This is a genomic window from Falsiroseomonas oleicola (assembly GCF_019029495.1).
Lineage (GTDB): Bacteria > Pseudomonadota > Alphaproteobacteria > Acetobacterales > Acetobacteraceae > Falsiroseomonas > Falsiroseomonas oleicola.
On the sequence record NZ_JAERQM010000008.1, the window covers coordinates 171,094 to 196,073 of the forward strand.

Below are 24,980 nucleotides of genomic sequence, written 5' to 3' on the forward strand. Positions count from 1 at the left end.
CAATATGCGTTCAGATGGAATCATCTGAACGCATTTCTTGCTCTGGATTCAATGCCTTCCAGAGCACGAGCTGCGTTCAAGCGAACGCAGCGTGCTATAGCCGACGCGACGGCACACTGCATCATGAAACGGCGCAACGACGCCGAGGAGGAGAACCAAGATGAAGCCCACCCTGCCCCGCCGCCACATGCTCGGCCTTGGCGCCGCCGCACTCGCCGCCCCTGCCTTGCTGCGCCCCGCCTGGGGCCAGACCACCGCGGCGCCCACCATCAACCGCAATGCCCGCGCCATCGTCGGCTTCCCGGCCGGCGGGTCGTCGGACGTCGTCACCCGCCTTTATGCCGACAAGCTGCGCGGCCTCTACGCGCCGAATGTGATCGTCGAGGGCCGCGTCGGCGCGGCGGGGCGCATCGCGGTGGAGGCGGTGAAATCGGGCGAGGCCGATGGCAGCATCTATCTCCAGACCCCCGCCTCCATGCTGACCCTGCAGCCGCATGTCTTCCCGCGGGAGGTGCGCTACGACGCGCTGACCGACCTGACCCCCGTCGCCACCGTCTGCACCTTCCCCTTCGCCATCGCCGTGCCCAGCACCCATCCGGCGAAGACGTTTCCGGAGCTGGTGGCCTGGATGAAGGCGCAGGCCGGCGATGTGCCCTTCGCCTCCCCGGCCGCTGGCTCCGCGCCGCACTTCATGGGCGTGATGCTGGGCAAGGCGATCGGGGTGCGGATGACGCATGTGCCCTATCGCGGCGCCGCGCCGGCGATGCAGGACCTGATCGGCGGGCGGCTGCCGATTTTCGTCGGCGTGCTGGGCGACATCTCCCCGCAGGAGGGCAGCGGGGCGCGGATGCTCGCCATCTCCTCGCCCGAGCGCAATCCGCGCTACCCCAACCTGCCGACCTTCGCCGAGCTGGGGCAGCCGGCGCTGACCAAGGATGAGTGGTTCGGCGTGCTGCTGCCGGCGAACACCCCGGCCGCCATCGTCAACGGCCTGCATGCCGGCATCACCCAGGTGGCGCGGATGCCGGAGATCGTGGCGGCGCTGGACCGGCTGGAATACCTGCCCACCATCTCCGCCAGCCCCGCCGACTTCGCCGCCCGCATCCGGCGCGAGCGCCAGGAATGGGGCGAGATCGTGCGGGAGAGTGGGTTCCAGCCGGAAAACTGATTCTTCCGAATCCCGGCCTCCTGCGGGGGGGCCGGGGTTCAGCCCGGAGGCTGCGCTTCGCTCGGCACGTGGCGCTCCACGATGTACAGCGGCCGGCGCTTGGTCTCGTTGAAGACCCGGCCGAGATATTCGCCGATGATGCCCAGCGTCATCAGCTGCACGCCGCCGAGGAACAGCACCACCGCCATCAGGCTGGGATAGCCGGCCACCGGATTGCCGAACAGGATGGTGCGGATGATGAGCTGCACGCCGTAGATGACGGCGCCGAAGGCGGTGAACAGGCCGAGATAGGTGGCGACCTTCAGCGGCCCGACGGTGAAGGCCGTGATCCCCTCCAGCGACAGGTTCCACAGCCGCCAGTAGTTCCACTTCGTCTCCCCGGCCGCGCGCGGCGCGCGGTCATACAGCACCGGGATGGAGGGGAAGCCGACCCAGGCGAACAGCCCCTTCATGAAGCGGTGCTGTTCGCGCAGCGCCAGCAGCGCATCCAAGGCGCGGCGGCTCATCAGCCGGAAATCGCCGGTGTCGGCGGGCAGGTCCACCTTGCCACCGATGCGCTTCATCACCCGGTAGAAGGCGGCGGCCGTGGCCTTCTTCAGCCAGGTCTCCCCTTCCCGCGCGCGGCGCCTGGCATAGGCGACGTCAAAACCCTGGCGCCAGGCGGCGACGAGGTCCGGAATCACCTCCGGCGGGTCCTGGAGGTCGGCATCGATGACGATGACGGCCTGTTCCGCCGCCGCATGGTCGAGCCCCGCGGTCAGGGCGATTTCCTTGCCGAAGTTGCGGCTGAGATTGACCACGGCCACCCGGCTGTCCTGCGCCCGCAGCGCCAGCATCAGCGCCAGCGTGCCGTCGCGGGAGCCGTCATTCACATAGACCACCTCCCACGGCAGGCCGATGGCCTCCATCACCGGCACCAGCCGGGCGTGGAAGGCGGGCAGCACCTCCTGCTCATCATAGGCGGGCACGACGACGGAGAGCGCCGGGCGGGCCAGGGTGGCGGCCTGCAGTGCGGGGGGATAGGGGGCGAGATCGCTGGGCATGGGGGCATTATGGCACGGGGTTGCGGCGAATCCGGGGCGGGGCGAGACTCCTCCGCGATGAGCCCCCCCGCGCCGGCGACGATCCGGGACCTTCTTTCCTATCGCATCCACCGGCTGGCCAACGCGCTGAGCCGCGGGGCGGCGCGCCGCTACCGCCGCGATTTCGGTGTCAGCCTGATGGAATGGCGCATCCTGGCCCTGCTCGGCGGCTTCGCGCCTCTGACTTTGCGGGATCTGGCGCGGGAAAGCGGGCTGGACAAGGCGCAGGCTTCGCGCGCGGTGAAGGCGCTGGTGGCGCGGGGGCTGGTGGAACGCGCGGCCGGCGCCGATGCCCGCGAAGTGGCGCTGCGCCTTTCGCCGGAGGGGGCGCGGGTGCAGGACGGGCTGATGCAGGCGGCGCGGGAGCGCGACGCGGCGTTTCGCGGGGCACTGCCGGCGGAGACGCTGGCGGTGCTGGAGGAGGCGATTCGGGTGCTGCAGGCGGAGGCGCGAAGGCAGACGCCGAAGGGGTAGAGGGGGCCGGGCTGATGGCTCTGCAGGCTCAGCTCTCCCAATCAGAAAAGCGGGTCGGCGGCAAATACGCAGGCCGAGAGAACGAGATCGGCGCGTCGGTCGGAGCAGATTGCGTTGCGGCGCCAATCCTTAAGACGCCAGAACATGCTCCGCCAATATTAGGAAAATTATCTTGCAAAATGCTCGCAGTTAGGCGATAGGAGAGCAGCCCTCGCCCGAAATGCGTCCTGAGCGCGGCTTGCCATATCAGGCTCATCCTCGACCGGATGGCGCGCGCTGGCTCCCGCCTCTTCGACGCCTGGGATTAGCGTGTGGTCGAAAGCCATTGCAGTCAGCCAAGGGCCATCAGGGCGCTTCGACGGCGACCGTCAGCATTCCACCTCTGCCGACAGCCTCGCGCTGAAAGGCACCACCCAGGTCAGAATTTATGCCTAATTTATCATGCTCGAAAGGTGCCAACGCCCTCTCGACAGCGGAGATTTGTGCGCATGTCAGACAAGGTGCCCATCGACGCTGCCGGCCTTCGCGCCGCCGTCTCGGACCAAAGATATTGGCAGGCAGGCCATCCCGAGCGTGATGCCTGGCGCGCCTGGGTCACTGACGGATTTCAGGCCATGTATGGTGGTGACGCTCGGCCGAGCAGCGGTGTCGTTCATGTCCGCGCCTATGTCCGCAACGGCCAGCCCGTCGCAGCACATACTCGCGGTGCTCCCGCGTCCGGCGACGAAGGTGGCATCGATGATCGGATCGGTCAGCCAGCGCGCGATGGGCAAATTGAAACGCCGGGACCCGTGGATGTTGGGTTTCGTGGCCTGATGCTTCGTCGTCGAAATCTTTTAAACGACGCCCTGGTCGTGCCCGCGATGGCTCGACGACCGGAAAATGGGGTCGTGGGTGGTCGCTCAGGCGTCATCCCAGAAGGCGGCGGTGGGGGTGGTGGTTATCGGCCTCCCGGTTCGCGTGGTCCGGCGCAAGTACCTCAGGCTCCCACCGTCTCTCGACGCGGCCAGGAACTCGTGGACATGGTTGCGCCAGGAGGGCAACCGATTGGATCGCAGCGGGGCGGGGCAGAAGCCAATATCCGCACCCTGCCCGGAGGGCAGGCGGGGGCCGAGGCGATGCTCGGACGACTGACGCAGGGCAGGGGTGCCGTTGATATCACCCCGCGGGGGCATCCGGGGCGGATGTACCGCCTCGATGACGGTACCATCATCGGGTATCGGCCATCCACGTCGAGCGGTAGCCCTTCGATCGACCTCAACATCCCTGGCTTTACCTCCGTTCGGAAACTTCATTTTTGAAGGACGTCAAAATGACCACCATGAGGGACCAGACTTCGCGGTTCTGGGAATATGCCAAGACTGACGACGTGACCTTTCCGAGTGTTCTCGACGCCCTGCGCGATCTCACTGAGGTCCCGCCAGGCAACGATGACACCGAGCGCATGCTGCATTTCGTCGGCCTTATGCTCGACCAAGGCTTCGTCCCCGTGTCTAGTCCCTACGCCGATCCGCCCAGCGCGCCATGGCCCGAACAGGGCAATGCCGACGTGTTGCAACGGCTGCGCCAAGAGTGGGAAGCCCTGGATCACGACGTCACCTTTCTCGACCTGTGCTGGTTTCATAGGCCATGACTGCGGTCGAGCAGGCAAACGGCCCGGCTACACCGCGCGCTCGCCTCGCAGATGATCTGTGCTGAAAGCCCCACGTGGCCGAGCCTTGGCATCGCGCGCATCAATGGTGGGCTCTGGTCGCTCACTGGATAGCCTCAATCCTACTATTGGGCAGTGCTCTCACCGCGAACAAGCCGCCCCCCCCAGCACGCAAAACTTCGCGCAATGCGGGTGGTTCAGCGCCACCGGCCGGGCCGCCTCCGCCAGTGTCGCCCCCAGTTCGAATTGCGGGTCGTAGGGCAGCAGCGTGCAGGCCACCACCGCGGGGCGCGCCGCGCCGCGCCGCTTCACCACCATGCGGGAAGATGCGCACATCATCTGGTCCGGATGCTTGCCCAATATACCCCAGCAGGCCTCGGTGATCTCCGGCACATCCACGGTGGCGTCCATTTCGGGGAACAGCATCAGCGCCACCGGGTCGGCGGCGTCCAGCGGAATGGCGAACTCGGAAAAGAGGCGGGCGAAGCCGGCGCGCATCGCCGCCTCATCCTCCCCGCCAAAGCTGGCGCGGCCGGCGACGTTGATTCGAAAACCTTCGCGCGCCAGCCAGCGCAGGCCTTCCATGGCCAGGACGAAGCTGCCCTCCCCCCGCTCGAAGTCGTGATGCGCGGCGGTGTGGTGGTCCAGGCTGACGCGCAGCACCAGGCGGTCCGGCCCGAAGCGGTCGCGCAGCGCCAGCAGCCCGGCCGCGCGGCGCGTCATCGGTCGCATGGCATTGGTCAGCACCAAGGCGCGCAGGTCGCCGGGGCGGGCCAGCACATCGGCCAGCATCGGCAGCATGTCCGGGTTCATGAAGGGCTCGCCGCCGGTGAAGCCCACCTCCCGCAGGCCATCGGCCTCATCGAGGTAGGCGGCGACCTCGGCGGCGGTCAGATAGACCAGCGCATCGTTGCGCGGGCTGCTTTCGATGTAGCAGGCGCGGCAGGTGATGTTGCACAGCGTGCCGGTGTTGAACCACAGCGTCTCCAGCCCCGCCAGCGCCACCGTCGCCCGGCGCTCCCCCTTGGCGGTGACCCGCGGGTCCTGGAATTTCCCGGGGGCGAGCGGGCGCGGCAGGGTCTGGGTGAGGTTCGACAAGCTGCGGTCCTTGCAGAGAGGCTGTTCGGGCTTCGCCGGGCCAGGTGGGCCGGTTACGCGCGGACCTAGCCTATCTGGCCTCGCCGCCGAAGGATGCCAGCTTTTGCGATGCGGAACGCCCCGACAGGGGTTGCGGCGGCCCGGCTGAACGGCTACGAACCGGCACCCTAAGCACCGGTACGCTGCTGTAGCTCAGTGGTAGAGCACTCCCTTGGTAAGGGAGAGGTCGACAGTTCAATCCTGTCCAGCAGCACCACGCTTCCCCATTGTTTGGCGTCCCCTTTGCCCCCGGCGAGAGCACGCGCGGCTGTGCAGCCGGCCGCCGCTCAGCTCGCGATGGCATAGGCCGGGCGGCGCGGGTCGGCGCCGGCGGCCATCAGGCCGGTGGCCGGATCGGTGCGGATCGCCTCCACACTGCCGGCGGCATAGGCCCATTCGGGCCAGGTCTGAATCTCATGGCCCAGCGCCGTCAGCGCGGCGCGGGTCTCCGCCGGGATGCGCGATTCCACCGCCAGCTTGCGCGGGAAATACTCGAAAGGCGCGAAGGAGGACGGGAAGGCGTAGGTCGCGATGCGCGGCGGCTCGATGGCCTCCTGCACCTCCATGCCGAAATGCAGCACGTTGAGCAGCACCTGAAGCATGGACTGCACCTGCACATCGCCGCCCGGCGTGCCGAAGGGCATGACGCCGCCATCGGCCAGCACCGCCAGCGCCGGGTTCGGCGTCAGCCTTGGCCGCTTGCCGGGCGCCACGCCGCAGGGATGCGCCGGATCGACCCGGCTCTGCGATCCGCGCGCGGAAGGCACGATGCCGAGGCCCGGCACCACCGGCGAATTCCACGAACCGTCGGAGGGTGTGGCGCTGAAGGCATTGCCCCAGCGGTCCATGACGCAGACATAGGAGGTGTCGGCCTCCACCTCCGGCGGCTTTTCGCGGATCGGCGGGGGCAGTTCCGTGCCGTTGCCGATCAGCGGCGGCGGCATGTCCGGGCAGGCCGCATCGCCCCGGAAGCCGGCGGCGCGGGCGGCGAGGTGGGGGGCGGAGAGCAGCGCCTCCAGCGGCACATCCACCATCGCCGGATCGCCGAAATGGTATTCGCGATCGGCCAGCGCAGCCTTCAATGCCTCCGCGATCACATGCAGATATTCGGCGCTGTTATGCGCCATTCCCGAAAAACCGATGCGCTCGGCGATCAGCAGTGCTTCCAGCAGCGCCGGCCCCTGGCACCAGGGGCCGCAGGTGGAGATGGCATGGCCGCGCCACATCCGCGTCACCGCCGGCTCGATGCGGCTGCGGAAGTTGGCAAGGTCGTCGCGCGAGAGGTAGCCGCCCTGCTCCTGCTGGAAGGCGACGATCCGGGCCGCGATGTCGCCCTTGTAGAAGGCGGCATGGGCGGCGGCGAGACCCGTGGCGCGGTCGCCCCCGGCGGCGGCTTCCTGGTCCACCATATAGCTCAGCATGGCGGCGAGGTCGGTCTGCACAAATTTCTCGCCGACCGCCGGCGCGCGTCCGCCGGGCAGGTAGATCGCGGCCGTGCTGGGCCAGCGCATATAGGACTCGAATTTCTGCACCAGGTTCTTCGCCATGGTCGGGTGCATGGCAAAGCCATCCCGCGCATGGCGGATGGCGGCGCCGGCGACCTCGCCGAAGGTCATGGTGCCGTGGCGTTGCAGCGCGGTGATCCAGGCATCGGGCGCCGCCGGCACCACGGTGCGCAGCACGCCCGGCGGCATCTTTCCGGCGTGCTCACGCAGGAACAGGTCGGCGGGGAAGGACATCGGCCAGTGGCCGAGGCCGGCGATGGTCTCCACCTCGCCGGCGGCGGTCCGCAAAATGATCGGCGCGACGCCCGCGACATTGACGATGTCCGACTGCACCACGCCGAGGGTGATGCCGGCCGCCACCCCCGCATCGATGGCATTGCCACCGGCTTCCAGCACCGCATGGCCGGCGGCGGTGGCCAGGTAATGCCCTGCGGAGACCGCGTGGCGGGTGCCGTAGAGGGTGGGCCGGCCGGTCACGGTCACTGCGCCGGGCGCGCGTGGACGGCGACCACCTGCTCATCCATTCGCGGCGTATAGGTGATGCCGCGCCGTGTGCCGATGGCCGACATCTGCACATAGAGCGGGATTTGCACATGCAGGTCCTGCACCTGGTGCATCGCCTGGCGGACGGCGGCCTCACGCCCGTCATCCATCCGCACCATCACCTCCCGCACCACGGCATCCACCGCCGGGTCGCTGAAGCCGCTGCGGTTCGCGCCGCCGAGGTTCCGCGGCACGTCGCGCGTGTGGAAGGAGGTGGAGAGCACATAGGTCGCATCGCCGGAGGAGAAGGACCGGCCGACGAAATGCATCGGCAGCAGCACGCGGGCGGGGCGGATGCGCGGGAAGAACACCGTGCTCGGCGTGACATCCACATTCATCTTCAGCCCGGCACGCGCCAGCATCTGGCCGACGGCCTGGCAGATGCGCGCGTCGTTCACGTAGCGGTCGTTGGAGCAGGAGATGGTCAGGCCGAAGCCATCCGGAAAGCCGGCCTCCGCCAGCAGGCGGCGCGCGCCGGCCACATCGGCGGGCGGCACCGGCACCGCCGGATCATAGCCGCCAAAACCCTCCGGCGTGAGCTGGCCGGAGGCGACGGCCTGGCCTTCCATGACGCGCTCGACCAGCGCGTTGCGGTCGATCGCCATGGACAGGGCGCGGCGGACGCGGACATCCGACATCGGGTTCACCGGCAGCGGCTGGCCATGGCCATCGACCACCAACGGCAGCGGATCGGTCGCCACGTTCAGCGACAGATACATGATGCGATCGGTCGGCCGGCTGGCGATGTTCACCCGCCCTTCCCGCCGCAGGCGGGAGAGGTCGGTCAGCGGCACATCCTCGATCAGGTCGTAATCCCCGGCGAGAAGCCCGGCGAGCCGCGCGGCATCATTGGCGATGACGCGAACCTCCACCTCGCTCCAGGCCGGCTTCGTGCCGTAATAGGAGTCGTTGCGCTGAAGCCGCATGCCGGTGGGCGACACGCCATTGCCGACGACGCGATAGGGGCCGGTGCCGATGGCGGCGCGGCCGCGGTTGAAATCCTCGGTGCTCGCATTCGCCGCGGCGCGGGCCGAGACGATGAAGACATTCGTCATCTGGCCGGGGATCAGCGGATTCGGCTCGCTGGTGTGCAGGCGTACCGTCAGCGGATCGACGATCTCCACACGGGCGATGGTGCGCAGGTTGATGGTATAGGGGCCGATATTGCCCGGCACGTTCGGAATGCGGGCGATGGAGAAGGCGATGTCTTCCGCCGTGAAGGGCGAGCCGTCATGGAAGGTGACGCCGGGGCGCAGCTTCAGCTCCCAGATGGTGGGCTCCACCGCGCGCCAGCTTTCCACCGCGCCGGGCACCTGGCGGCTGTTCTCGTCGCGGCTGATGACGGTGTCGTAGATGTGCCGGGCGGCGGCCATGTTCGGGCCGTTGAAGAAGAAATGCGGATCGATGCCGAAGGTCGATTGCGTCGCCATGGTCAGCGTCTGCGCGCCAGCGGGCGCGGCCAGCGGCAGGCACATCGCGCCCAGGGCGAGCAGCCGGGACAGGGTCTTGCGGCCCAGGGTCTTGCGGCCCAGGGTCTTGCGGCCCTGGGTCTTGCGGCCCAGGATCTTGCTGAACGACAGCATCAGACGCCTCCATTCGTGACGCGCCAGCCATCCAGCCGGTCGCGGAGTTGATAGGCTGTGCCGACAAGCGGCATGAACCAGGGATGGCCGGTGTAGAGCGGCCTCGTGGGAAAGCTCAGCCGCGCGAAGGCGGAGACACGGTTGGAACCGCCGAGGATCTGCTGCGCGGCGACGCGACCGAAATGCGTCATTCCGACCACGCCGCTGCCATTGCAGGCCATGGCGTAGTGCACGCCATCCTGGATGCCGACATGCGGCATCATGTCGAAGGCGAAGGCGACATTGCCCTTCCAGCCATGGGTGATGCGCACGCCGGCCAGATCCGGAATCAGGTCCACCAGGAAGCGGTGCAGCGTCGCCGCGGCCTTTCGGGGATCCGTCTGCACGAAGCTGGCGCGGCCGCCGAACAGGATGCGTCGATGGTCCGGCGAGGGGCGGAAGTAGTAGAGGATCTTCTTCGTGTCGCCATAGACGCGCAGTTTCGGCAGCGCGCGGCGCACGCGGTCCTCGCCCAGCTCCTCCGTCGCGATCATGTAGCTGGCAACGGGGATCAGGCGGCGGCGGAACCAGGGGGTAGCCGCGCCGGTATAGCCATTGGTCGCCAGCATCAGGTGCTTCGTGCCGATACGGCCCTTGTCGGTGGTGACGACAAAGCTGCCATCCGGCTGCCTTGCGTAGCTTTCCAGCGTGACGCCGGAGACAAGTGTGGCGCCATGCCGCGTGGCCGCCTCGGCGAGCGACCGCACATACTTCGCCGGATGCAGCCCGCCGGCCCGCAGCATCACCATGCCGCCATGGTATTTCGTGGTGGCAATCTCCTCCGCCACCGCGCCGCGCGGCACGACAAAGGCTTCCTCGGCACCGGTTGCCGCGTTCAGCATCTCGGCGCGGCGCTTCAGCCCTTCCATCGCCTTCGCCGCATGGGCACCGACGAAGCGGCCGCTGCGCTCGAAATCGCAATCGAGGTTTTCGCGCGCGATCAGACTCGCAAAATCCTCATAGGCGGCCTCGCCTTCCTCCACCATCTCATTGACCAGGCTCTCGCCAAAGGCCTCCTTCAGATCGGCGCGGACCTTGCCGAGGCTGCCCGCGCCGGACAGCGCGCCGCCATTGCGGGAGGAGGCGCCCCAGCCGATCGTCTCGCGGTCGATGACCAGCGCCTTGATGCCGTTGCGGCCGAGTTCCAGCGCCGTGGACAGGCCGGCGATGCCGCCGCCGACGATGACGACCTCCGCCACATCGGGCAGTGGCGCGGTGCTGGCCCCGGGCGGCGCGGCCTCCCACCAATAGGGGCTGTCCCGGAAGCCGGGGGCGAAGATGGCGTCGGATCCATTCATCCGGCGGAGCCTCGCATGCGCGTGGGATACCGCACCATACCAATCGGTTATACCGGGACCGCTGGCGCTATGCCCCGGCGACATGCGCGGCGACACGGTCGCGCACGGCGCGCGCGGTCTCGCGGATGCGTTGCGCCAACGCGGCGCGGCCAAAGCCGTCGCGCACGGCCTCCGGCCAGATCAGGCGATAGTCGAAGCTCACCACCGGCTCGAAGGGGCGCAGCACAATGCCGCGCCCGAGAAAGGTGGCGACGGCCAGCGAATCCGCGATGGTGATGCCGCAGCCCGCGGCCACCATGGCGACGGCGCCCGTGGTCATGCGGCATTCCACCGCCTCCACCGGTTGCGCGCCGCTGTCGCGCAGCGCCGCCTCCACCAGGCCCTGCCGCCCTTCTTCCCGCGACAAGGCGATGAAGGCCTCCCCCTGCAGGTCGGCCGCGCGCACCACGGCCTTGCGCGCCAGGCGATGACCCTGCGGCAGCACGCACCAGGCGCGGCTGCGCAGCAGAAGGGAGGATCGCAGGCCCGGAATGGTCGGCGCGCTGATGGTGATGCCGAGATCGGCCTGGCGCGACGCCACAAGCCCGATCACGCCGCCGGCCGTGCGGGAATGGATCGACAGCGTTTCCGCCCGCCCCGCCGCGCGCCAGGCCGCCACCGCCTCCGGCAGCACGGCCAGGGTGACGGTGGGGAGGGAGGCGATGACGACGCGGCGCGGCGCGCCAAGGCGCAGACGCTGGGCCAGGGCGGCCAGCTCCTCCACGCCGGTGAAAATACGCTCCGTCTCCTCATGCAGCGCCTGGGCCGAGGCGGTGGGCACCAGCCTTCCCCGCACCCGCTCGAACAGCGGAAAGCCGGCGATGGTTTCGGTCTGCGCCAGAAGACGGCTGATGGCGGGCTGGGAAACGCCGAGCAGCGCGCCGGCACCCGTCACCGTGCCGCTGCGCATGATGGCGCGGAAGGCTTCGAGGTGACGAAATTCGAGCGCGGTGCGGGGCATGCACAAAATTCGCCGCAGCTTGCGTCAAGGTCAAGCGATGGCACCGAAGTTGCAAAGCGGGGGCATCCTTGCAGCAGGTGTCCATGGCCTTCTCCTCCCCCAGCGTCGCTCCAACTGGCACGAATCCGGTCGCACGGCGGCTGACACCGGTGACGCGCTTCTTCACCCTGCTCTGCGGCTGGTGGCTGCTGGGCTACAGCCTGCTGGTCTGCGCCGACCTGGTGGCGCGGCGCTATCTGGGCGTTTCGCTCCAGGGCACCGACGAGATCGGCGGCTATACCCTGGCGGGGCTTTGCGCCTTCGGCTTCGCCCATACGCTGCTGGTGCGCCGGCATACGCGGATCGACCTGTTCCTGTCACGCATGCCGGCCTGGCCCAGGGCCTTCGCGCATGTGCTGGCCGCCATCGCCATCGCCGCCTTCGCCGGCCTCGTCGCGACACGGGGATGGGCGGAGGTTGCCGACAGCATCGACTTCATGTCGGTCTCCACCAGCCCGCTTCAGGTGCCGCTGTGGATTCCCCAGGGCGTCTGGTTCGCCGGCTTCGCGCTGTTCGGGCTGGTGGCCGGCATCCTCGCCCTGCACGCCGCGGCGCTGCTGCTGCGCGGCCGGGTGCGGGAGGTGAATGCCTGGTACGGCCCGCCCACGGTGGATGAGGAAATCGCCGCCGAGACCGGCAAGGATGCCCTGCGATGAGCGATTTCGGAATCGCCCAGGCGGCCATCGGCTTCGTGCTGATGCTGGCGCTGATGATGACCGGCCTGCATATCGGCGTGGTGATGGGCGCCGTCGCGCTGCTGGGCGCGGATCTCTATCTCGGCGGGCCGGTCATCAACGCCATTGGCACGCAGTTCTGGGGCGCGACGGACAGTTTCACCCTGCTCGCCGTGCCGCTCTTCGTGCTGCTGGGGGAGCTTCTGGTGAAGGGCGGCGCGACGGACCGCATGTACAAGGCACTGTCGGTCTGGCTGGGACCGCTGCCGGGTGGGCTGCTGCATACGAATATCGGCGCCTGCGCCATGTTCGCCGCCGTCTCCGGCTCCTCCGTCGCCACCGCGGCCACCATCGGCACGGTGGCGCTGCCGACGTTCGCGGATCGGCGCTACGATCCGCGGCTGGTGCTGGGCACCATCGCCGCCGGTTCGACACTCGGCATCCTGATTCCGCCCTCCATCAACATGATCATCTATGGGGCGATGACGAATACCTCCGTCGGCCAGCTCTATGCGGCGGGCGTGGTGCCGGGGCTGCTGCTGACGGCGATGTTCATGGCCATCGTGGCCGTGCTGTGTCTCTGGCGGCCGGCACTGGCCGGGGCGCCGGAACCGCGCCTGCCGCTGGGTGAAAGGCTGCGCGCGCTGGGCGGGCTGGCGGCGCCGGTCGCGCTGTTCGTGGTCGTGATGGGCAGCATCTATGCCGGCTGGGCGACGCCCACGGAAAGCGCGGCCGTCGGCGTGGTCTTTGCCTTCCTGCTGTCGATGTTCTACGGGCGCTTCAAGGTCTCGATGCTGCATGCCTGTTTCGAGACGACGGTGACCGTCACTTCGATGATCGTGCTGATCGTGGCGGCGGCCTTCTACCTGAATTTCGTCCTCGGCATCCTGGGCGTGCCGCAGGCGCTGTCGGCCTTTGTCACCTCGCTGGGCGTCGGGCCGATCGGCATCCTCTTCGTGCTGGTCGTCTTCTACCTGATCCTCGGCTGCTTCCTGGAGACGCTGTCGATGATGGTGGGCACCATTCCCATCGTCTTCCCGATCGTCGTCGCACTCGGCGTCGATCCGGTCTGGTTCGGCATCTTCCTGGTCATCATGTGCGAGATCGCGCTGATCACGCCGCCGGTCGGCATGAACCTCTATGTGGTGCAGGGGGTGCGCAGCGGCGGCTCGGTGGCCGAGGTCATCCAGGGCACCCTGCCCTTCCTCGGCGTGATGATCCTGCTGACCCTGCTGCTGATCGCCTTTCCGTCGATTGCCCTGTGGCTGCCGGGGCTGATGTTCGATTAGGGGGCGCGCGCCGCGTAGTGCGCGCGCACCGCCTCCACCAGCCCGGCCACTGCCGCCTCGCGTCCGGGGCTCCAGGGCGCGCGGGCGCGGCTGGCGGCCTCCGCCGCGGCGGCCGCGATGGCCGTCGCATCCATCTGGGGGAACGCGCCGTCGCGGTACAGCACGCGGCCATCCACCATGGTCAGCCGCACATCCCGCGCATCGGCGCGGGCCAGCAGCAGGTCGAGCAGCGGCACGGAGGGATCGGCATAGACGCCGCGCACCCGCCGCAGATCAACCGCGATGACATCCGCCGCCAGGCCGGGCGCCAGCTGCCCGATGCGCCCCGCCAGTCCCATCGTCGCCGCGCCCTGCGTGGTCGCCATGCCGAGCAGCGTCGCGGAATCGGGCGGCCCCGCAGCCTGCCAGGACGGCACGGTGGCCAGCCGCGCGGCGAGGCGAAGCTCCTTCCACAGATCCTCGTCGTCATCCATCGTCTGGCAATCCGTGCCGACCGCCACGCCGACGCCGGCGGCGAGATAGGCCGCCAACGGCGCCGTGCCGCAGCCGAGGCGCAGGTTGCTCGCAGGATTGCGCACAAGCCGCGTGCCTGTCCGCGCGGCCACCGCGATATCCGCGGGCGTCAGATGCGCCGCATGGGCGAGCGACGTGGCCGGGCCGAGCACGCCCAGCGCCTCGAGCCGCGCCAGCGTGCCTTCGGGGTACAGGCGCTGCGCCGCCGCCGCCTGGGCCACGCTTTCCAGCGCATGCATGTGGATCGGCACGCCGCCGCGGGTGCGCGCCGCCTGGGCGAGGCCGGTGAACAGCGCATCGCTGACCCATTGCGGGCCGGCAGGGGCGAAGGCGAGGGTGATGCGGCCATGGCCCGGCAGGCTTTCGGCGATGCGGTCATGCAGCGTCGCCGCCTCATCGGCCGTGGTCGCGAAGATCGGCGGGTCGGGGTTGCCGACCAGTTCGCGCAGTTCGGGCGGCAGACCTGCGACGAAGCCGGGCTGGTCTTCCGCCGGAAAAACCAGGCTCGCGCGGTCCTGCGCGCCGATGCCGACCAGCGCGCGAAGTCCGGCGGCGTCGTACGCCGCGATGGTGCGCGCCAGATCGTCGGGCTGGCGGCCGGCCTCGCCCCAGGTGGTGTTCGCATGGATGGTGGCGGTGACGCCGGAGGCCAGCATCTGCATCGCCGCCAGCGGCACCATCGCCGCGGGGTCGAGCCAACCGCGCCGGCGTTTCGTGGTCTGCCAGGCCTCCAGGATCATGTCCGGAAAGCCGAGCTGTATTTGTGTCAGTCCCCGCCCGTGCTGATGCGCATTCACCAGGCCTGGCATCAGCACGCAGCCTTCGAGATGCAGGCGTTCCGCGCCGGGCGCCATCACCGCGAGGTCGTCCAGCGGCCCGATGGCGGTGATGCGCCCCTCCGCCACCAGCACGCCAAGACCTTCACGCACCGTGGTATCCGTGGCACCGGCGATCAGCGCCTCCGCCGTCAGGATGATGCCGCCGTCACCGTTCATCGGAGTTCTCCATGACCCTTACCGCCGAAGCCCGCGCGCTGGACCTGGCCCAAACCTATCTTGAGACGATCCGCGAGGGCAGCCTCGATGCGCCCGGCGTCACCCGCGCCTCCTACGGCCCCGGCGAGCGCCTGTCCCACCGCCTGGCGCGGGAGGCGGCGGAGGGGCTGGGGCTGGAAGTGCATGTGGACCCCATCGGCACGCTGTTCATGACCCTGCCCGGCGCGGATCGCAGCCTGCCCGCGGGGATGATCGGCAGCCATGCGGACAGCGTGCCGCATGGCGGCAACTTCGATGGGGCGGCCGGCGTCGCCATGGGCCTCGCCGTGGCGGCGCGGCTGCGGCATCTCGGCCGACGACTGCCGAGGGACCTGACGGTGCTGGCGATCCGCGCGGAGGAGATGGTGTGGTTCCCGGCCAACTACCTCGGCAGCCGCGCCGCCTTCGGCCTGCTGTCGCCGGAGGCGCCCGACACCCTGCGACGCAGCGACACGGGCCGCACATTGGCCGATCACATGGCGGAAGAAGGTTTTGAACCTGACTTCATCCGCCAAGGTCGCGCCAGCCTTTCCGCCGAGCGCATCGCCTGGTTCCTGGAGCCGCATATCGAGCAGGGGCCGGTGCTGGTGGAGGCCGGCCTCCCAGCCGCCATCGTCACCGGCATCCGCGGCTCGCTGCGTCACCGCAACTGCCGCGCAATTGGGCAGGATGCCCATGCGGGAGGCGCGCCACGGCGCAGCCGTCGCGATGCCGTGATCGCGGCGGCGCGGCTGGTCGCCGGGCTGGACGAGTTCTGGACGGCGGAGGAAGCGGCCGGCACCGACCTGGTCTGCACCATCGGCGAGTTCTTCACCGATGCGACGCGCCATGCGCCGACGCGCGTGCCGGGCGAAGTGCGCTTCACGCTGGATATCCGCAGCGAGGATGTGGCCGCGCTGCATCGCGCCGAGGCCTGGCTGCGCGGCGCCGCGGCGGAGGCCAAGGCGCGCCATGGGGTGGAGGTGGATTTCGGCCCGGCCCTGCATGTTCCCCCCGCGCTGATGGATCAGCGGCTGCGCGCGGCGCTGGGCGCGGCGGCGGCGGAGGCGGGGGTGGCGACCATGGCGATGGCCTCCGGCGGCGGACATGATTGCGCGACCTTCGCGGGCCAGGGGGTGGCCTCCGCCATGCTGTTCATCCGCAACGATGGCGGCAGCCACAATCCGCAGGAGGCGATGGAGATGGACGATTTCGCGGCCGCCTTCCGGATTGCGGCGGGGGCGGTGGAGCGTTTTGGCTGAACGCTCCACCGCGACGCACTCAGTTGATCGTGAAGCCGCGCGCGGCGCCGACGGTGCCGTTCCAGGTCTGGGTGCATTGCGCCCAGACGCGGTTGCAGGTGTCGCGCCAGGTCGGAAGGATCACCGCACCCACCGCTTCCCGCACCAGCGCCGCATCCGCCTCGTTCACCGTCACCAGCGTGTTGCGGAAGGGCTTGTGCTCGGTGCAGGCGCCGCCGGTGGAGCAGGACAGCGCATCGCCGTTGGAATTGGTGGCGATGTCCCACATCGCATCCTCCATCCGGCGGAACTCGCGGGTCAGCGCCGTCTGCTGTTCCGGCGAGAAGCGGCGCCAGGCGGCCATGGTCATGAAGTGGCCCTGCACGGCGCCGGACAGGCCCAGCGGCAGGATATGCGTGGTCACTTCCGGCCAGTTGCCGGTGTTGCCGCTGGTGGCAGAGGTGATGGCGCAGCTTGCCACGCCACGCTGCAAGGCGGGGTACACTTCGCTGAACTGCAGGGTCACCGGCGTTGCGCCCAGATGTTGCAGCAGCGCGGACATGGTCGGCGTGAAGGACCGCACCTTCAGCCCGCGCAGGTCGCGCACCGAATTGATCGGCGCATTGCAGTAGATGATCTGGGGCCCGAAGGGCCAGAGCGTCATCACCCGCGTGCCGAAGCGCTGTTGCAGGCGCTGATCGAAGGCCTCGCGGTAGGATTCCACGGCGCGGCGCAGCTCCGGCACCGTGGTGGAAACGCCGATCAGGTCCAGCCCCTCGAAGAAGGGATCGTCGCGCGCGACCATGCCGATCTGCACGCTCATCACGTCGAAGGCGCCGGAGCGCAACAGGCGCAGGCTGTCCGCCGCCTGGATGCCGAGCACGTCGAGCGGGTTGTAGTTCACCGCCAGCGGGGTGCCGGAGGCCGCGCCGAGACCGGCGAAGAAGGGCCGCTCCACGCCATCCACATGCTTGGTGTTCTGGCTGAAATTGCCGGCAACGCGCAACGGAATTTGCGTTTGTGCCGCAACCGGGGCGGCGAAGCCGAAGGCGGCCGCGACGGCCAGACAGCCGGCGGCGAGATGGCGCGAAAGGCGAAGCATGGCGACTCTCCTGGCAGCGAATGCGGCACGGGGCTTGCAACATCCGGGCCAAAAGTGAGGATATTTCGCCATGCGCCGCGACCTGGTCGGCTACGGCCTGAACCCGCCCCGCATCGCCTGGCCCGGCGGCGCGAAGCTCGCCGTCTCCCTGGTGGTGAACTACGAGGAAGGGGCGGAGATGGCGGTGGAGGCCGGCGATCCGGAGAATGAGCGGATCGGCGAGGTCATCAGCGTGGTCCCACCCGGCCGCCGCGACCTCGGCCAGGAGGGCATTTTTGCATACGGCCTGCGCGCCGGGTTGCCGCGCTTCCTGGAAGCCTTCGACCGGCATGGGGTGAAAGCCAGCTTCTTCATGTGCGGCAGGGCCGTGGAACGCACGCCAGACCTGGCGGCGGAGGTGGTGCGGCGCGGGCATGAGGCGGCCAATCACGGCTGGGTCTGGCGCCCGCATGCGGATTTTTCGAATGAGGCGGAGGAGGAGGCGGCGCTGCTGCGCTCGGCGGCAGCGATCGAGGCCGCGACGGGCGAAAGGCCGGTGGGCTTCTTCTGCCGTGGCAGCGCCTCCGCCTGGACCCGCGGGCTGCTGGCGAAACATGGCTATCGCTATGACAGCAACGCCTTCGACGACGACCTGCCCTATTGGGATGCGGGCATGCTGGTGCTGCCCTATGCGCTGGACTGCAACGACATGAAGTTCTTCCACCCGAACGGCTTCGTGCTGCCGGAACACTTCGTCAGCTATGCCGAAGCGGCGATGGACCAGCTGATCGAGGAAGGCGCGCGCGGTGTGCCAAAACTGCTCAACATCGGGCTGCACTTGCGCATCTGCGGCCGCCCCGCGCGCTTCCGCGCCGTGGAAGGCATTCTGCGGGCCCTGAAAGCCCGGGGCGATGCCGTCTGGGTCGCACGCCGGCGCGACATCGCGGAACACCTGCACCAGACCCTGCCTCGCGGAGCCACGCCATGATCACCATCGACAACCAGCAGGTCTTCACCGAGACGCATGAGCTGGTGGACCCGGCGCATACCGCCCTTGTGGTGATCGACCCGCAGAACGATTTCTGCGCGGAGGGCGGCATCTTTGCGCGCGCGGGCAAGGACATGTCGACCATGCCCGCGGCGATCCAGGCCTGCGCGCGGCTGGTGGACAGCGCCCGCGCAGCGGGTGTCACCGTCTTCTTCATCCAGAACCAGAAGCTCGCCAATGGCCGCTCCACCTCCCCGGCCTGGCTGCGCTTCCTGACGGTTCGCAACGGCATCACGGAAGAGCCGGAGGTGTGCCTGGCCGGAAGCTGGGGCGCGGAATTCGTGCCGGAGCTGCAGCCGACCGGCACCGATATCGTCGTGCAGAAATGGCGCAGCTCCGCCTTCGTCGGCACCAATCTCGACATGCTGCTGCGCGTCCATCGCATCCGCAGCGTAGTGTGCTGCGGCTTCATCACCCAGGGCTGCGTGGAATCCACGGCGCGGGATGCCGGCTTCTACGACTACTACCCGGTGGTGGTGGAGGATGCGGTGGCCAATCACGACCCGGATCTGCACGCGGCCTCCCTGCTCGTGCAGCGGTCCCGCTACGACGTGATGCCGAGCGCCGAGATCCTGGCGGTCTGGGAACAGGCGGCGCCGCAATTCGCCGGAAGGCCGTGACGCCGGGGCGTCGACGCCCCTTTTCGCCGATCGAATGGAACATTATAACATACTTCGACACTTGGTCTGATATCGGCCCCCCCATGCCCTTCGACGCGATGCCGCTGCCCCTGATCCTGCCCCCGGCCGCCCCCCAGGCCGATAATGACGTCACCGAGCGCCCACGCCTCTGGCGCCGCTGGCCCGGCGATGACTGGGCCGCCTTCGACGCCCTGCCACCGGCCATCCGCCGCCGCCTGGGCGACCATGCCTATGACGGCTGGGCGGTGAACGCCCTGATGCTCTGGCAGTCCTTCCGCCGCCAGACCGGCAGCAGCGCCCGCGCCGAGCGCCGCCTGCTGCGCTACCTGGATGATTGCGAGGCGCGGGAAAGGACCGCCTTCGCCGAGGGTTTCCGCAAGGCCACCGGCACGCCGCTGCCGCATGTGGCGGCGGGCGTGACGGTCCTCCGGAGCTAATCCAGCAGCCGCCGCGCCGTCTCCAGATCCGTCACCAGCGTGGTGCAGAGGCCGGAGGCCAGCGCCGCGCGCAGCACCTCCACCTTGCCCAGCCCCCCGGCGGCGACGATGCGGCCAGGGATGCGGCGGATCGCCGCCTCGCCGATATGCACGCGGCGGGCATTCACCTCATCCGCCACCAGCCGGCCATCGGCGGCGATATACAGGCCGAAGACATTGCCCACCGCCCCCGCCCGCCGCAGCCGCGCCTGGTCCTCGGCGGTGAGCAGGCCGGAGGCGAGCTCGATCGTATCCGCCCCCAGGTCGCCGGCGCCGACCAGCGCCAGGTCGGCCGCCGCCGCCCGGTCCAGCACCTGGCGGACGATCCGCATGCCGCGAAACACCTCCGCCGCCTCGGCGGTGTCGGCCAGGATCGGCGCGATCAGGTAGTAGCAGGCCGCATCCAGCCCACGGGCATAGCGGGCGGCGATGTCATAGGGGTTGATGCTGCCGGCCTGGGCCAGCCCGCCCATCAGCCCGACCACCACATTGCCGCTGCCCGAACGCGGCTCCAGCCCCCGCAGCGAGGCATCCAGCGTCCGCCCCCAGCCCAGCGCCAGGGTCTGCCCCGGTTCGAGATGGCGGGAGACATAGGCGCCGGCCGCCGTGCCGACGACGCGCGCGGTCAGCGCCGGATCCTCCGGCGAGGGCACCACATAGGCGGCCTGGAGGCCATGCCGGCGCAGCAGCGCGCTTTCCACCTCGAAGCAGAAGCGCAGATCGGTGTCGATCGAGACCTGGATCAGGCCCTTTTCCCGGCAGGCGGCGACATGGCGGTTCACCTTGGCCCGGGTCAGGCCCAGCCGCTGGGCGATGGCGTCCTGCGTCACCCCCTCCACCAGGTGCAGCCAGCCCACCCAGAGCATCTGTTCCCTGTCGCTGCGCATGGACTCTCTCCGTCGATCCGAGATATTGTAATATAAGAATTACAAAATTTCACTGCCCAAGCGGCTATCGAAGGCCCGGGCACGGCGGGGCGGATACGGCATGGCGAAGGTCTTCCAGGTCACGGATCTGCATCTGCGCGCGGCCCTGCCCGGTCATAACGGCCATGTGCACCGCCTGTCGCGGCATCTGCCGAAGCTGCTGGAAGCCCTCTCGGCCCGTATCGCGGCGGAGGCGCCTGACTTTCTGGCCGTTACCGGGGACCTGCTGGACGTGCCGCATGCGCTGCTCGACCGCGACAAGGCGCATGACCTGCGCGCGCTGGTGCAGGGCGCCATCGCCGATTACCGGCTGGTGCGGCGCTGGCTGGAAGGCCTCGGCCTGCCCTGGATGGTGCTGCCCGGCAATCACGACCACGCCGCCGCCTTCGATGTCGTCTTCGGCAATGCCCCGCGCCACCTGCGCATCGGCACGCTGGAGGCCCATGCCTTCCATGACTGGGAGCAGGAGGGCAATCAGGCGCTCCGGCTCGGCGAGTCCCGCCAGCGCTTCGAGGCGCTGACCGCCGCCGCGACCCCGGCGACGGAGGAGCTGCATCTCCAGCATTTCGTCGTGCATCCGGAGGTCGACTACAACTATCCCCTGCTCTACGGCGATGCTGGGGATATCGCCGCGCGCGCCGCCTCCGCGCCCGGCCGGCGGCTGCTGCTGTCGGGCCATTGGCATGGCGGGACGCCGATGGTGCCGCTGGGACAGGCACTGATCGGCGCCTGCCCGGCCTTCTGCGAGCCGCCCCACCCCTACCGCGTCTTCGAGATGACGCCGGGCCAGCCGATCACCTGGCGGGAGGAGCGGCTCGGCCTGTCCTTCCCCAGCGACCGGCCCCTGCTGCTGGTGGACCGCCCCGGCCTTCTCACCTCCTCCTCCTCCGAGGCGCCGCTGGCGCCACGCGCCGATATCGCGGACATCCTGCAAGGCCTGGCCGCGCAGGGCCATGTCGCCATCGCCTCCCCCTGGCAGGCGCCGGAAAGCGCCGAGGCGAGCTGGCGCGGGCTGCAATACCTGCACGACGCCTTCTTCCAGGCGCTGGACCCCGCCATCACCCAGGGCGACGCGCTGTGCCTCTATCTGCCCGCCAGCGGGGGCGGCGGACGCCGCCTGCCGGCGGAGCAGATCACCACGGAAGCGAACCTCATCCCGCGCATGGCCGAGTTGTTCGGCGTCGCCCCGGCGTGGGTGGTCTTCCTGACGCTGGACCCGCAGCGCCGCGCCATCGCCGCGCGCGCCGGCGCCCGCTGCCCGGAATTGCAAGGCCCCGCCCCCGAGGCCGCCGCCATCCTCGCCGCCGCTCTGACCTGAACCGGAGAGACCGAAACCATGCCCACATCCTGCACGATATCCCGCCGTGGCCTGCTCGGCCTCGGCACCACCCTGGCCGCCACGGGCCTTGCCGCGCCACGCTTGGCCACCGCCGAGACCTGGCCGAGCCGGCCCATCACCCTGGTCGTCGGCTATCCGCCGGGCGGGCAGACCGACTTTGCCGCCCGCATCGTGCAGCCCGGCCTGGCCCGCGCGCTGGGCCAATCGGTGGTGATCGAGAATCGCGGTGGCGCCGGCGGCAATATCGGCACGGAGGCGGTGATACGCGCGCGGCCGGACGGTTATACGCTGCTCGCCGCCAACTCCAGCCCAATGGTCATCAACCCGCACACCTTCCCGGCGGTGAACTTCAATCCGCTGGATCTGCGCAACATCGGCATGATCCTGGACGCACCGCTGGCCTTCTGCGCGCATCCCTCCGTGGAGGCCACCGATGTGCGGGCCATGACCGCCTGGATCCAGGCGCAGGGGCGCATGCTGGACTACGGAATCCCGGCCGCCGGCAGCCTGCCGCACCTGGCCATGGAATTGCTGCGGTCGCGGCTGGGCCTGCCGGAGATGCAGAACATCCCCTATCGCGGCAGCGGCCCCGCGCTGCTGGACTTCATCGCCGGGCGCTTCCCGATCATGACCGATTCACTCTCCGTCATGGCACCGGCGCTGCGGGCGGGACAGGTGCGCGGCTTCATGATGACCAGCGCCGCGCGCGTGCCGGGCTTCGAGACCATTCCGACCGCCGGCGAACAGGGGCTGGAGGATTTCGTGGTCGGCGCCTGGACCGGCATCTCCGCCCCCGCCGGCACCCCGCCGGCGATCCTGGCCCGGGTCAATGCGGCGCTGGAGGAGGCCCTGGCCGATACCACGGTGCGGGACCGGATCATGGCCCAGGGTGCGGTGCCGGGCGGCGGCACGGCGGCGGCCTTCGATGCCCGCGTGCGCGCCGACCATGCCCGCTGGGGTGCCGTGGCGCGCGCCAATGGCATCACCAGCGGCAGTTGACGACGCAACCCGGATCGCGCGATGCGAAGGCGCGATCCGGGGAGCATGGCGATGAGGAAGGGCTATAAGGCGCTGCTGGCGGAAGCCGAGGCGATGATCGAGACGGTGCCGGTGGCCACCGCGCTCAGCCTGCATGAGGACCCCGAGGTGGTCTTCGTCGATCTGCGCGACCCGCGCGAAATCCAGCGGGAGGGCCGCATTCCCGGCGCCTTCCACTGCCCCCGCGGCATGCTGGAATTCTGGGTGGACCCGGACAGCCCCTATGCCAAGCCGATCTTCGCCGAGCCGAAGCGCTTCCTGTTCTACTGCGCCAGCGGCTGGCGATCGGCCCTGGCGGCGCGGACGGTGCAGGAGATGGGGCTGGAGCGCGCCGCGCATCTCGGCGGCGGCTTCACCGCCTGGAAGCAGGGCGGCGGCAGGGTGGAGATGCCGCCGCCGCACCCCTGACGCGGAACTTTCCGTCCCGCCGCGCGTCTGAAGGGCTTCCCCTTCTCCGGTACTGGTCCCCCTGCCATGCGTAAGGCCGTTCTGCCCCTCATTGCCGCGACGGTCCTCGTCATCGGTGGTGCGGTTGCCCTGGGCTGGCGTTCGGCGGGCCCGACCGATCCAGTTGGGACGGAGGACGGCCCCGGGGCCCAAGTGACGGCGCGGGAAGCCGCCGTGGCGTCCCTGCGGGCGCATCTGCGCGATGCCCAGATGCAGGGCGAGCTGCGCGACATCGCCGTCTTCTCGCTGCCCAACCCCCGCGACCATGTGGTTTGCGCCCGATGGGTCACCGCCGATGGCAGCGAGGGCGACCTGATCGCCCGTGTGCTGCCGGCGCCGCCTTTGCGCATGGTCGCCGGCGAGGCGGTGCCCACCCGCGCGGCGATGGTCGTGATGGAGGATGGACCCGGCCTCTGGCGGGGTGGCGCCATCGGCTATCCACGGCAGCGCTTCTGCAAGGCCGCGGAAGCCGAAGCCGCCGGGGGCGCACCCGATACGGCACCGGAAGCAGCAGCCGACGCTGCGCCGGTCGCGACGCCGATGTCCGCCCCAACGCCGGTCGCGGAGCCGGCCCCCCAGCCCCACACGCCCGACAGCCTGCTTGAAGCCGTGACGGTGGTCAGCCCGGTACGGGTTCGCGCCGGACCCAGCGGCAGTTCCGACATCCTGTGGGTCGCGGAGCGTGGCCGGTCCTTCACCGTCCATGGCCACGCGCCAGGCGGCTGGGTGCAGGTCGGGGATGCGTCGGAGCCGGCCGGCTGGGTGCATGCCAGCCTGCTCGACTCCGACTGACCAGGATCGGGGCGTCGCGACCGTTCAGGCGGCGGCCTTGGCCGGAGCGTTGATGGTCTGCAAGGTCTCGAAGCCCTCGAACTGCGGCGGGCCGATGGTGGTCGGCTTGCTGCTGCCGGCGCTGCTGTGGGACCGGCGGAACTGGTCCGACTTCGTCCAGGCCTCGAAGGCCTCGCGCGATTCGAACATGGTCATCGAGGCATAGAGGATATGGTCCTCCTCCTGCTTGCCCTTCAGCAGGTGGAAGGCGATGAAGCCCGGCACCTCATGCAGGCGGCTTTCACGGGTCAGCCAGATCTGCTCGAAGCGCTCGGACTCGCTGGGAATGACGCGGAAGCGGTTGCTGGCGAAGAACATGAGCGGGCTTTCCTTCCTGGGTTGCCGCGCAGAGGTTATTGCGAACGACTCTCATTCGCAATACCCTGCAGGCACGCAAGGGAGAATGCCATGCCCACCGAACCCTGCAACGCCAACCACCCTCTCAACCCCGGCGAGGCCGCGATCGACGACCTGACGCCCGGCGCCCTGTTCGTCGTCGCCGCGCTGCGCGCCTGGGTGGCGCCGCTGATGTATCCGGGGGAGGCCCACCCGGATTGGCGCGAAATCTTCCGCCAAGGTGGCGTCCGCTCCACCGGCGCGGTGGGCTTTGACATGGTCATGTCCGTGGTGGCCGGCCAGGCGCAACGGCTGCTGGAAGTGCGCTGCTGCCACTGCCCCGGCGTCGGCGCGGATGAGGCGCTGATGCTGCACATGATCGCGGCGCTTCAGGCCGATGACATGCAGGGCGCCATCGCGGTGCTGGCGGACTGGCTGCCGCAATCCGCTTTGGCCCCTGCCCTCTGTGGCGCGCGGCGCTTCGCGGCGGAGATCTCGGCCGCCGGGCTGCATCTGCGCCTGGCCGCCCTGCCTACGGCGCGGCCGGCGGGGGTGGCGCTGCATTGAA

25 protein-coding genes and 1 tRNA gene are annotated in these 24,980 nt (G+C 69.5%); 16 read left to right on the forward strand and 10 right to left on the reverse strand.

Annotation, left to right across the window (positions count from 1 at the left end; all coding sequences use genetic code 11):
• Window positions 1-160: 160 nt before the first annotated feature.
• Window positions 161-1,168 carry a tripartite tricarboxylate transporter substrate-binding protein gene (locus tag JJQ90_RS23050; protein WP_216878632.1) on the forward strand — a complete coding sequence of 336 codons (1,008 nt, stop codon included), beginning with the start codon at window positions 161-163 and terminating at the stop codon, window positions 1,166-1,168.
• Between the two features lie 38 nt (window positions 1,169-1,206).
• Here JJQ90_RS23050 and JJQ90_RS23055 read toward each other — a convergent pair whose 3' ends face one another.
• A complete protein-coding gene (locus JJQ90_RS23055) occupies window positions 1,207-2,211 on the reverse strand; it encodes a glycosyltransferase family 2 protein (protein WP_216878633.1) in 1,005 nt (334 codons plus the stop codon).
• 57 nt (window positions 2,212-2,268) lie between these two features.
• Between JJQ90_RS23055 and JJQ90_RS23060 the strand changes: the two genes are divergently transcribed.
• From JJQ90_RS23060 to JJQ90_RS23070, 3 genes are all read left to right on the forward strand, one after another.
• Window positions 2,269-2,724 (forward strand): MarR family winged helix-turn-helix transcriptional regulator, encoded by a 456-nt coding sequence (locus JJQ90_RS23060; RefSeq protein ID WP_216878634.1) that lies wholly within the window; start codon window positions 2,269-2,271, stop codon window positions 2,722-2,724.
• Between the two features lie 488 nt (window positions 2,725-3,212).
• Window positions 3,213-4,025, forward strand: a complete 813-nt coding sequence (locus JJQ90_RS23065; RefSeq protein ID WP_216878635.1) for a hypothetical protein — start codon at window positions 3,213-3,215, stop codon at window positions 4,023-4,025.
• Between the two features lie 11 nt (window positions 4,026-4,036).
• Window positions 4,037-4,357 carry a hypothetical protein gene (locus tag JJQ90_RS23070; protein ID WP_216878636.1) on the forward strand — a complete coding sequence of 107 codons (321 nt, stop codon included), beginning with the start codon at window positions 4,037-4,039 and terminating at the stop codon, window positions 4,355-4,357.
• A gap of 159 nt (window positions 4,358-4,516) precedes the next feature.
• On the opposite strand, the gene JJQ90_RS23075 is transcribed toward JJQ90_RS23070, so the two are convergent.
• A complete protein-coding gene (locus JJQ90_RS23075; protein ID WP_216878637.1) occupies window positions 4,517-5,473 on the reverse strand; it encodes a radical SAM protein in 957 nt (318 codons plus the stop codon).
• A 181-nt stretch (window positions 5,474-5,654) separates the two neighbouring features.
• Here JJQ90_RS23075 and JJQ90_RS23080 point away from each other — a divergent pair.
• Window positions 5,655-5,729 (forward strand) — tRNA-Thr (locus JJQ90_RS23080).
• A gap of 70 nt (window positions 5,730-5,799) precedes the next feature.
• Here JJQ90_RS23080 and JJQ90_RS23085 read toward each other — a convergent pair.
• The 4 genes from JJQ90_RS23085 to JJQ90_RS23100 form a co-directional block, all read right to left on the reverse strand.
• Complete coding sequence (locus JJQ90_RS23085) at window positions 5,800-7,494, reverse strand: gamma-glutamyltransferase family protein (RefSeq protein ID WP_216878638.1); 1,695 nt, start codon at window positions 7,492-7,494, stop codon at window positions 5,800-5,802.
• A 2-nt stretch (window positions 7,495-7,496) separates the two neighbouring features.
• Window positions 7,497-9,143 (reverse strand): ABC transporter substrate-binding protein, encoded by a 1,647-nt coding sequence (locus JJQ90_RS23090; protein WP_216878639.1) that lies wholly within the window; start codon window positions 9,141-9,143, stop codon window positions 7,497-7,499.
• Window positions 9,143-10,480, reverse strand: a complete 1,338-nt coding sequence (locus JJQ90_RS23095; RefSeq protein ID WP_216878640.1) for an NAD(P)/FAD-dependent oxidoreductase — start codon at window positions 10,478-10,480, stop codon at window positions 9,143-9,145. The genes JJQ90_RS23090 and JJQ90_RS23095 overlap by 1 nt, the downstream gene beginning before the upstream one ends.
• A gap of 67 nt (window positions 10,481-10,547) precedes the next feature.
• Window positions 10,548-11,480: a LysR substrate-binding domain-containing protein gene (locus tag JJQ90_RS23100; protein WP_216878641.1), complete on the reverse strand. Its 933-nt coding sequence runs from the start codon at window positions 11,478-11,480 to the stop codon at window positions 10,548-10,550.
• A gap of 83 nt (window positions 11,481-11,563) precedes the next feature.
• On the opposite strand from JJQ90_RS23100, the gene JJQ90_RS23105 reads away from it, so the two are divergent.
• Both JJQ90_RS23105 and JJQ90_RS23110 read left to right on the forward strand, forming a co-directional pair.
• Window positions 11,564-12,175, forward strand: a complete 612-nt coding sequence (locus JJQ90_RS23105) for a TRAP transporter small permease subunit (protein WP_216878642.1) — start codon at window positions 11,564-11,566, stop codon at window positions 12,173-12,175.
• Window positions 12,172-13,482, forward strand: a complete 1,311-nt coding sequence (locus JJQ90_RS23110) for a TRAP transporter large permease (RefSeq protein ID WP_230410909.1) — start codon at window positions 12,172-12,174, stop codon at window positions 13,480-13,482. The genes JJQ90_RS23105 and JJQ90_RS23110 overlap by 4 nt, the downstream gene beginning before the upstream one ends.
• Here JJQ90_RS23110 and JJQ90_RS23115 read toward each other — a convergent pair.
• Window positions 13,479-14,990: an amidohydrolase family protein gene (locus tag JJQ90_RS23115; protein ID WP_216878643.1), complete on the reverse strand. Its 1,512-nt coding sequence runs from the start codon at window positions 14,988-14,990 to the stop codon at window positions 13,479-13,481. The two genes, JJQ90_RS23110 and JJQ90_RS23115, sit on opposite strands and share 4 nt — an antisense overlap.
• A gap of 11 nt (window positions 14,991-15,001) precedes the next feature.
• On the opposite strand from JJQ90_RS23115, the gene JJQ90_RS23120 reads away from it, so the two are divergent.
• Window positions 15,002-16,270, forward strand: coding sequence for a hydantoinase/carbamoylase family amidase (locus JJQ90_RS23120; RefSeq protein WP_216878644.1), 1,269 nt, complete (start codon window positions 15,002-15,004; stop codon window positions 16,268-16,270).
• A 19-nt stretch (window positions 16,271-16,289) separates the two neighbouring features.
• On the opposite strand, the gene JJQ90_RS23125 is transcribed toward JJQ90_RS23120, so the two are convergent.
• Window positions 16,290-17,351 carry a TRAP transporter substrate-binding protein gene (locus JJQ90_RS23125; protein ID WP_216878645.1) on the reverse strand — a complete coding sequence of 354 codons (1,062 nt, stop codon included), beginning with the start codon at window positions 17,349-17,351 and terminating at the stop codon, window positions 16,290-16,292.
• 70 nt (window positions 17,352-17,421) lie between these two features.
• Between JJQ90_RS23125 and JJQ90_RS23130 the strand changes: the two genes are divergently transcribed.
• From JJQ90_RS23130 to JJQ90_RS23140, 3 genes are all read left to right on the forward strand, one after another.
• Complete coding sequence (locus JJQ90_RS23130) at window positions 17,422-18,318, forward strand: polysaccharide deacetylase family protein (protein ID WP_230410910.1); 897 nt, start codon at window positions 17,422-17,424, stop codon at window positions 18,316-18,318.
• The gene (locus tag JJQ90_RS23135) at window positions 18,315-18,998 is read left to right on the forward strand and encodes a cysteine hydrolase family protein (protein ID WP_216878646.1); all 684 of its coding nucleotides are present in this window, start codon (window positions 18,315-18,317) and stop codon (window positions 18,996-18,998) included. The genes JJQ90_RS23130 and JJQ90_RS23135 overlap by 4 nt, the downstream gene beginning before the upstream one ends.
• Before the next feature lie 83 nt (window positions 18,999-19,081).
• A complete protein-coding gene (locus JJQ90_RS23140; protein ID WP_230410911.1) occupies window positions 19,082-19,456 on the forward strand; it encodes a DUF6525 family protein in 375 nt (124 codons plus the stop codon).
• Here JJQ90_RS23140 and JJQ90_RS23145 read toward each other — a convergent pair.
• A complete protein-coding gene (locus JJQ90_RS23145; RefSeq protein WP_216878647.1) occupies window positions 19,453-20,382 on the reverse strand; it encodes a sugar-binding transcriptional regulator in 930 nt (309 codons plus the stop codon). The genes JJQ90_RS23140 and JJQ90_RS23145 overlap by 4 nt on opposite strands.
• Window positions 20,383-20,482: 100 nt before the next feature.
• On the opposite strand from JJQ90_RS23145, the gene JJQ90_RS23150 reads away from it, so the two are divergent.
• From JJQ90_RS23150 to JJQ90_RS23165, 4 genes are all read left to right on the forward strand, one after another.
• Window positions 20,483-21,739: a metallophosphoesterase family protein gene (locus JJQ90_RS23150; RefSeq protein WP_216878648.1), complete on the forward strand. Its 1,257-nt coding sequence runs from the start codon at window positions 20,483-20,485 to the stop codon at window positions 21,737-21,739.
• 18 nt (window positions 21,740-21,757) lie between these two features.
• Window positions 21,758-22,759, forward strand: a complete 1,002-nt coding sequence (locus JJQ90_RS23155) for a Bug family tripartite tricarboxylate transporter substrate binding protein (protein ID WP_216878649.1) — start codon at window positions 21,758-21,760, stop codon at window positions 22,757-22,759.
• Window positions 22,760-22,810: 51 nt separating this feature from the next.
• Window positions 22,811-23,206 carry a rhodanese-like domain-containing protein gene (locus JJQ90_RS23160; protein ID WP_230410912.1) on the forward strand — a complete coding sequence of 132 codons (396 nt, stop codon included), beginning with the start codon at window positions 22,811-22,813 and terminating at the stop codon, window positions 23,204-23,206.
• 213 nt (window positions 23,207-23,419) lie between these two features.
• Window positions 23,420-24,037, forward strand: coding sequence for an SH3 domain-containing protein (locus JJQ90_RS23165; protein WP_216878651.1), 618 nt, complete (start codon window positions 23,420-23,422; stop codon window positions 24,035-24,037).
• A 24-nt stretch (window positions 24,038-24,061) separates the two neighbouring features.
• Here the strand turns inward: JJQ90_RS23165 and JJQ90_RS23170 are convergent, their stop codons facing one another.
• Window positions 24,062-24,394 carry an antibiotic biosynthesis monooxygenase family protein gene (locus tag JJQ90_RS23170; RefSeq protein ID WP_216878652.1) on the reverse strand — a complete coding sequence of 111 codons (333 nt, stop codon included), beginning with the start codon at window positions 24,392-24,394 and terminating at the stop codon, window positions 24,062-24,064.
• Window positions 24,395-24,484: 90 nt separating this feature from the next.
• Between JJQ90_RS23170 and JJQ90_RS23175 the strand changes: the two genes are divergently transcribed.
• On the forward strand, window positions 24,485-24,979 hold the full coding sequence (locus JJQ90_RS23175) for a hypothetical protein (protein ID WP_216878653.1): 495 nt from the start codon (window positions 24,485-24,487) through the stop codon (window positions 24,977-24,979).
• Window position 24,980: the final 1 nt, after the last annotated feature.

Coding starts and splice junctions, on each gene's coding strand:
- JJQ90_RS23050 (WP_216878632.1), top strand. CDS start 161: ATGAAGCCCACCCTGCCCCGCCGCCACATGCTCGGCCTTGGCGCCGCC.
- JJQ90_RS23055 (WP_216878633.1), bottom strand. CDS start 2,211: ATGCCCAGCGATCTCGCCCCCTATCCCCCCGCACTGCAGGCCGCCACC.
- JJQ90_RS23060 (WP_216878634.1), top strand. CDS start 2,269: ATGAGCCCCCCCGCGCCGGCGACGATCCGGGACCTTCTTTCCTATCGC.
- JJQ90_RS23065 (WP_216878635.1), top strand. CDS start 3,213: ATGTCAGACAAGGTGCCCATCGACGCTGCCGGCCTTCGCGCCGCCGTC.
- JJQ90_RS23070 (WP_216878636.1), top strand. CDS start 4,037: ATGACCACCATGAGGGACCAGACTTCGCGGTTCTGGGAATATGCCAAG.
- JJQ90_RS23090 (WP_216878639.1), bottom strand. CDS start 9,143: ATGCTGTCGTTCAGCAAGATCCTGGGCCGCAAGACCCAGGGCCGCAAG.
- JJQ90_RS23095 (WP_216878640.1), bottom strand. CDS start 10,480: ATGAATGGATCCGACGCCATCTTCGCCCCCGGCTTCCGGGACAGCCCC.
- JJQ90_RS23100 (WP_216878641.1), bottom strand. CDS start 11,480: ATGCCCCGCACCGCGCTCGAATTTCGTCACCTCGAAGCCTTCCGCGCC.
- JJQ90_RS23105 (WP_216878642.1), top strand. CDS start 11,564: ATGGCCTTCTCCTCCCCCAGCGTCGCTCCAACTGGCACGAATCCGGTC.
- JJQ90_RS23110 (WP_230410909.1), top strand. CDS start 12,172: ATGAGCGATTTCGGAATCGCCCAGGCGGCCATCGGCTTCGTGCTGATG.
- JJQ90_RS23115 (WP_216878643.1), bottom strand. CDS start 14,990: ATGAACGGTGACGGCGGCATCATCCTGACGGCGGAGGCGCTGATCGCC.
- JJQ90_RS23120 (WP_216878644.1), top strand. CDS start 15,002: ATGACCCTTACCGCCGAAGCCCGCGCGCTGGACCTGGCCCAAACCTAT.
- JJQ90_RS23125 (WP_216878645.1), bottom strand. CDS start 17,351: ATGCTTCGCCTTTCGCGCCATCTCGCCGCCGGCTGTCTGGCCGTCGCG.
- JJQ90_RS23130 (WP_230410910.1), top strand. CDS start 17,422: ATGCGCCGCGACCTGGTCGGCTACGGCCTGAACCCGCCCCGCATCGCC.
- JJQ90_RS23135 (WP_216878646.1), top strand. CDS start 18,315: ATGATCACCATCGACAACCAGCAGGTCTTCACCGAGACGCATGAGCTG.
- JJQ90_RS23140 (WP_230410911.1), top strand. CDS start 19,082: ATGCCCTTCGACGCGATGCCGCTGCCCCTGATCCTGCCCCCGGCCGCC.
- JJQ90_RS23145 (WP_216878647.1), bottom strand. CDS start 20,382: ATGCGCAGCGACAGGGAACAGATGCTCTGGGTGGGCTGGCTGCACCTG.
- JJQ90_RS23150 (WP_216878648.1), top strand. CDS start 20,483: ATGGCGAAGGTCTTCCAGGTCACGGATCTGCATCTGCGCGCGGCCCTG.
- JJQ90_RS23155 (WP_216878649.1), top strand. CDS start 21,758: ATGCCCACATCCTGCACGATATCCCGCCGTGGCCTGCTCGGCCTCGGC.
- JJQ90_RS23160 (WP_230410912.1), top strand. CDS start 22,811: ATGAGGAAGGGCTATAAGGCGCTGCTGGCGGAAGCCGAGGCGATGATC.
- JJQ90_RS23170 (WP_216878652.1), bottom strand. CDS start 24,394: ATGTTCTTCGCCAGCAACCGCTTCCGCGTCATTCCCAGCGAGTCCGAG.
- JJQ90_RS23175 (WP_216878653.1), top strand. CDS start 24,485: ATGCCCACCGAACCCTGCAACGCCAACCACCCTCTCAACCCCGGCGAG.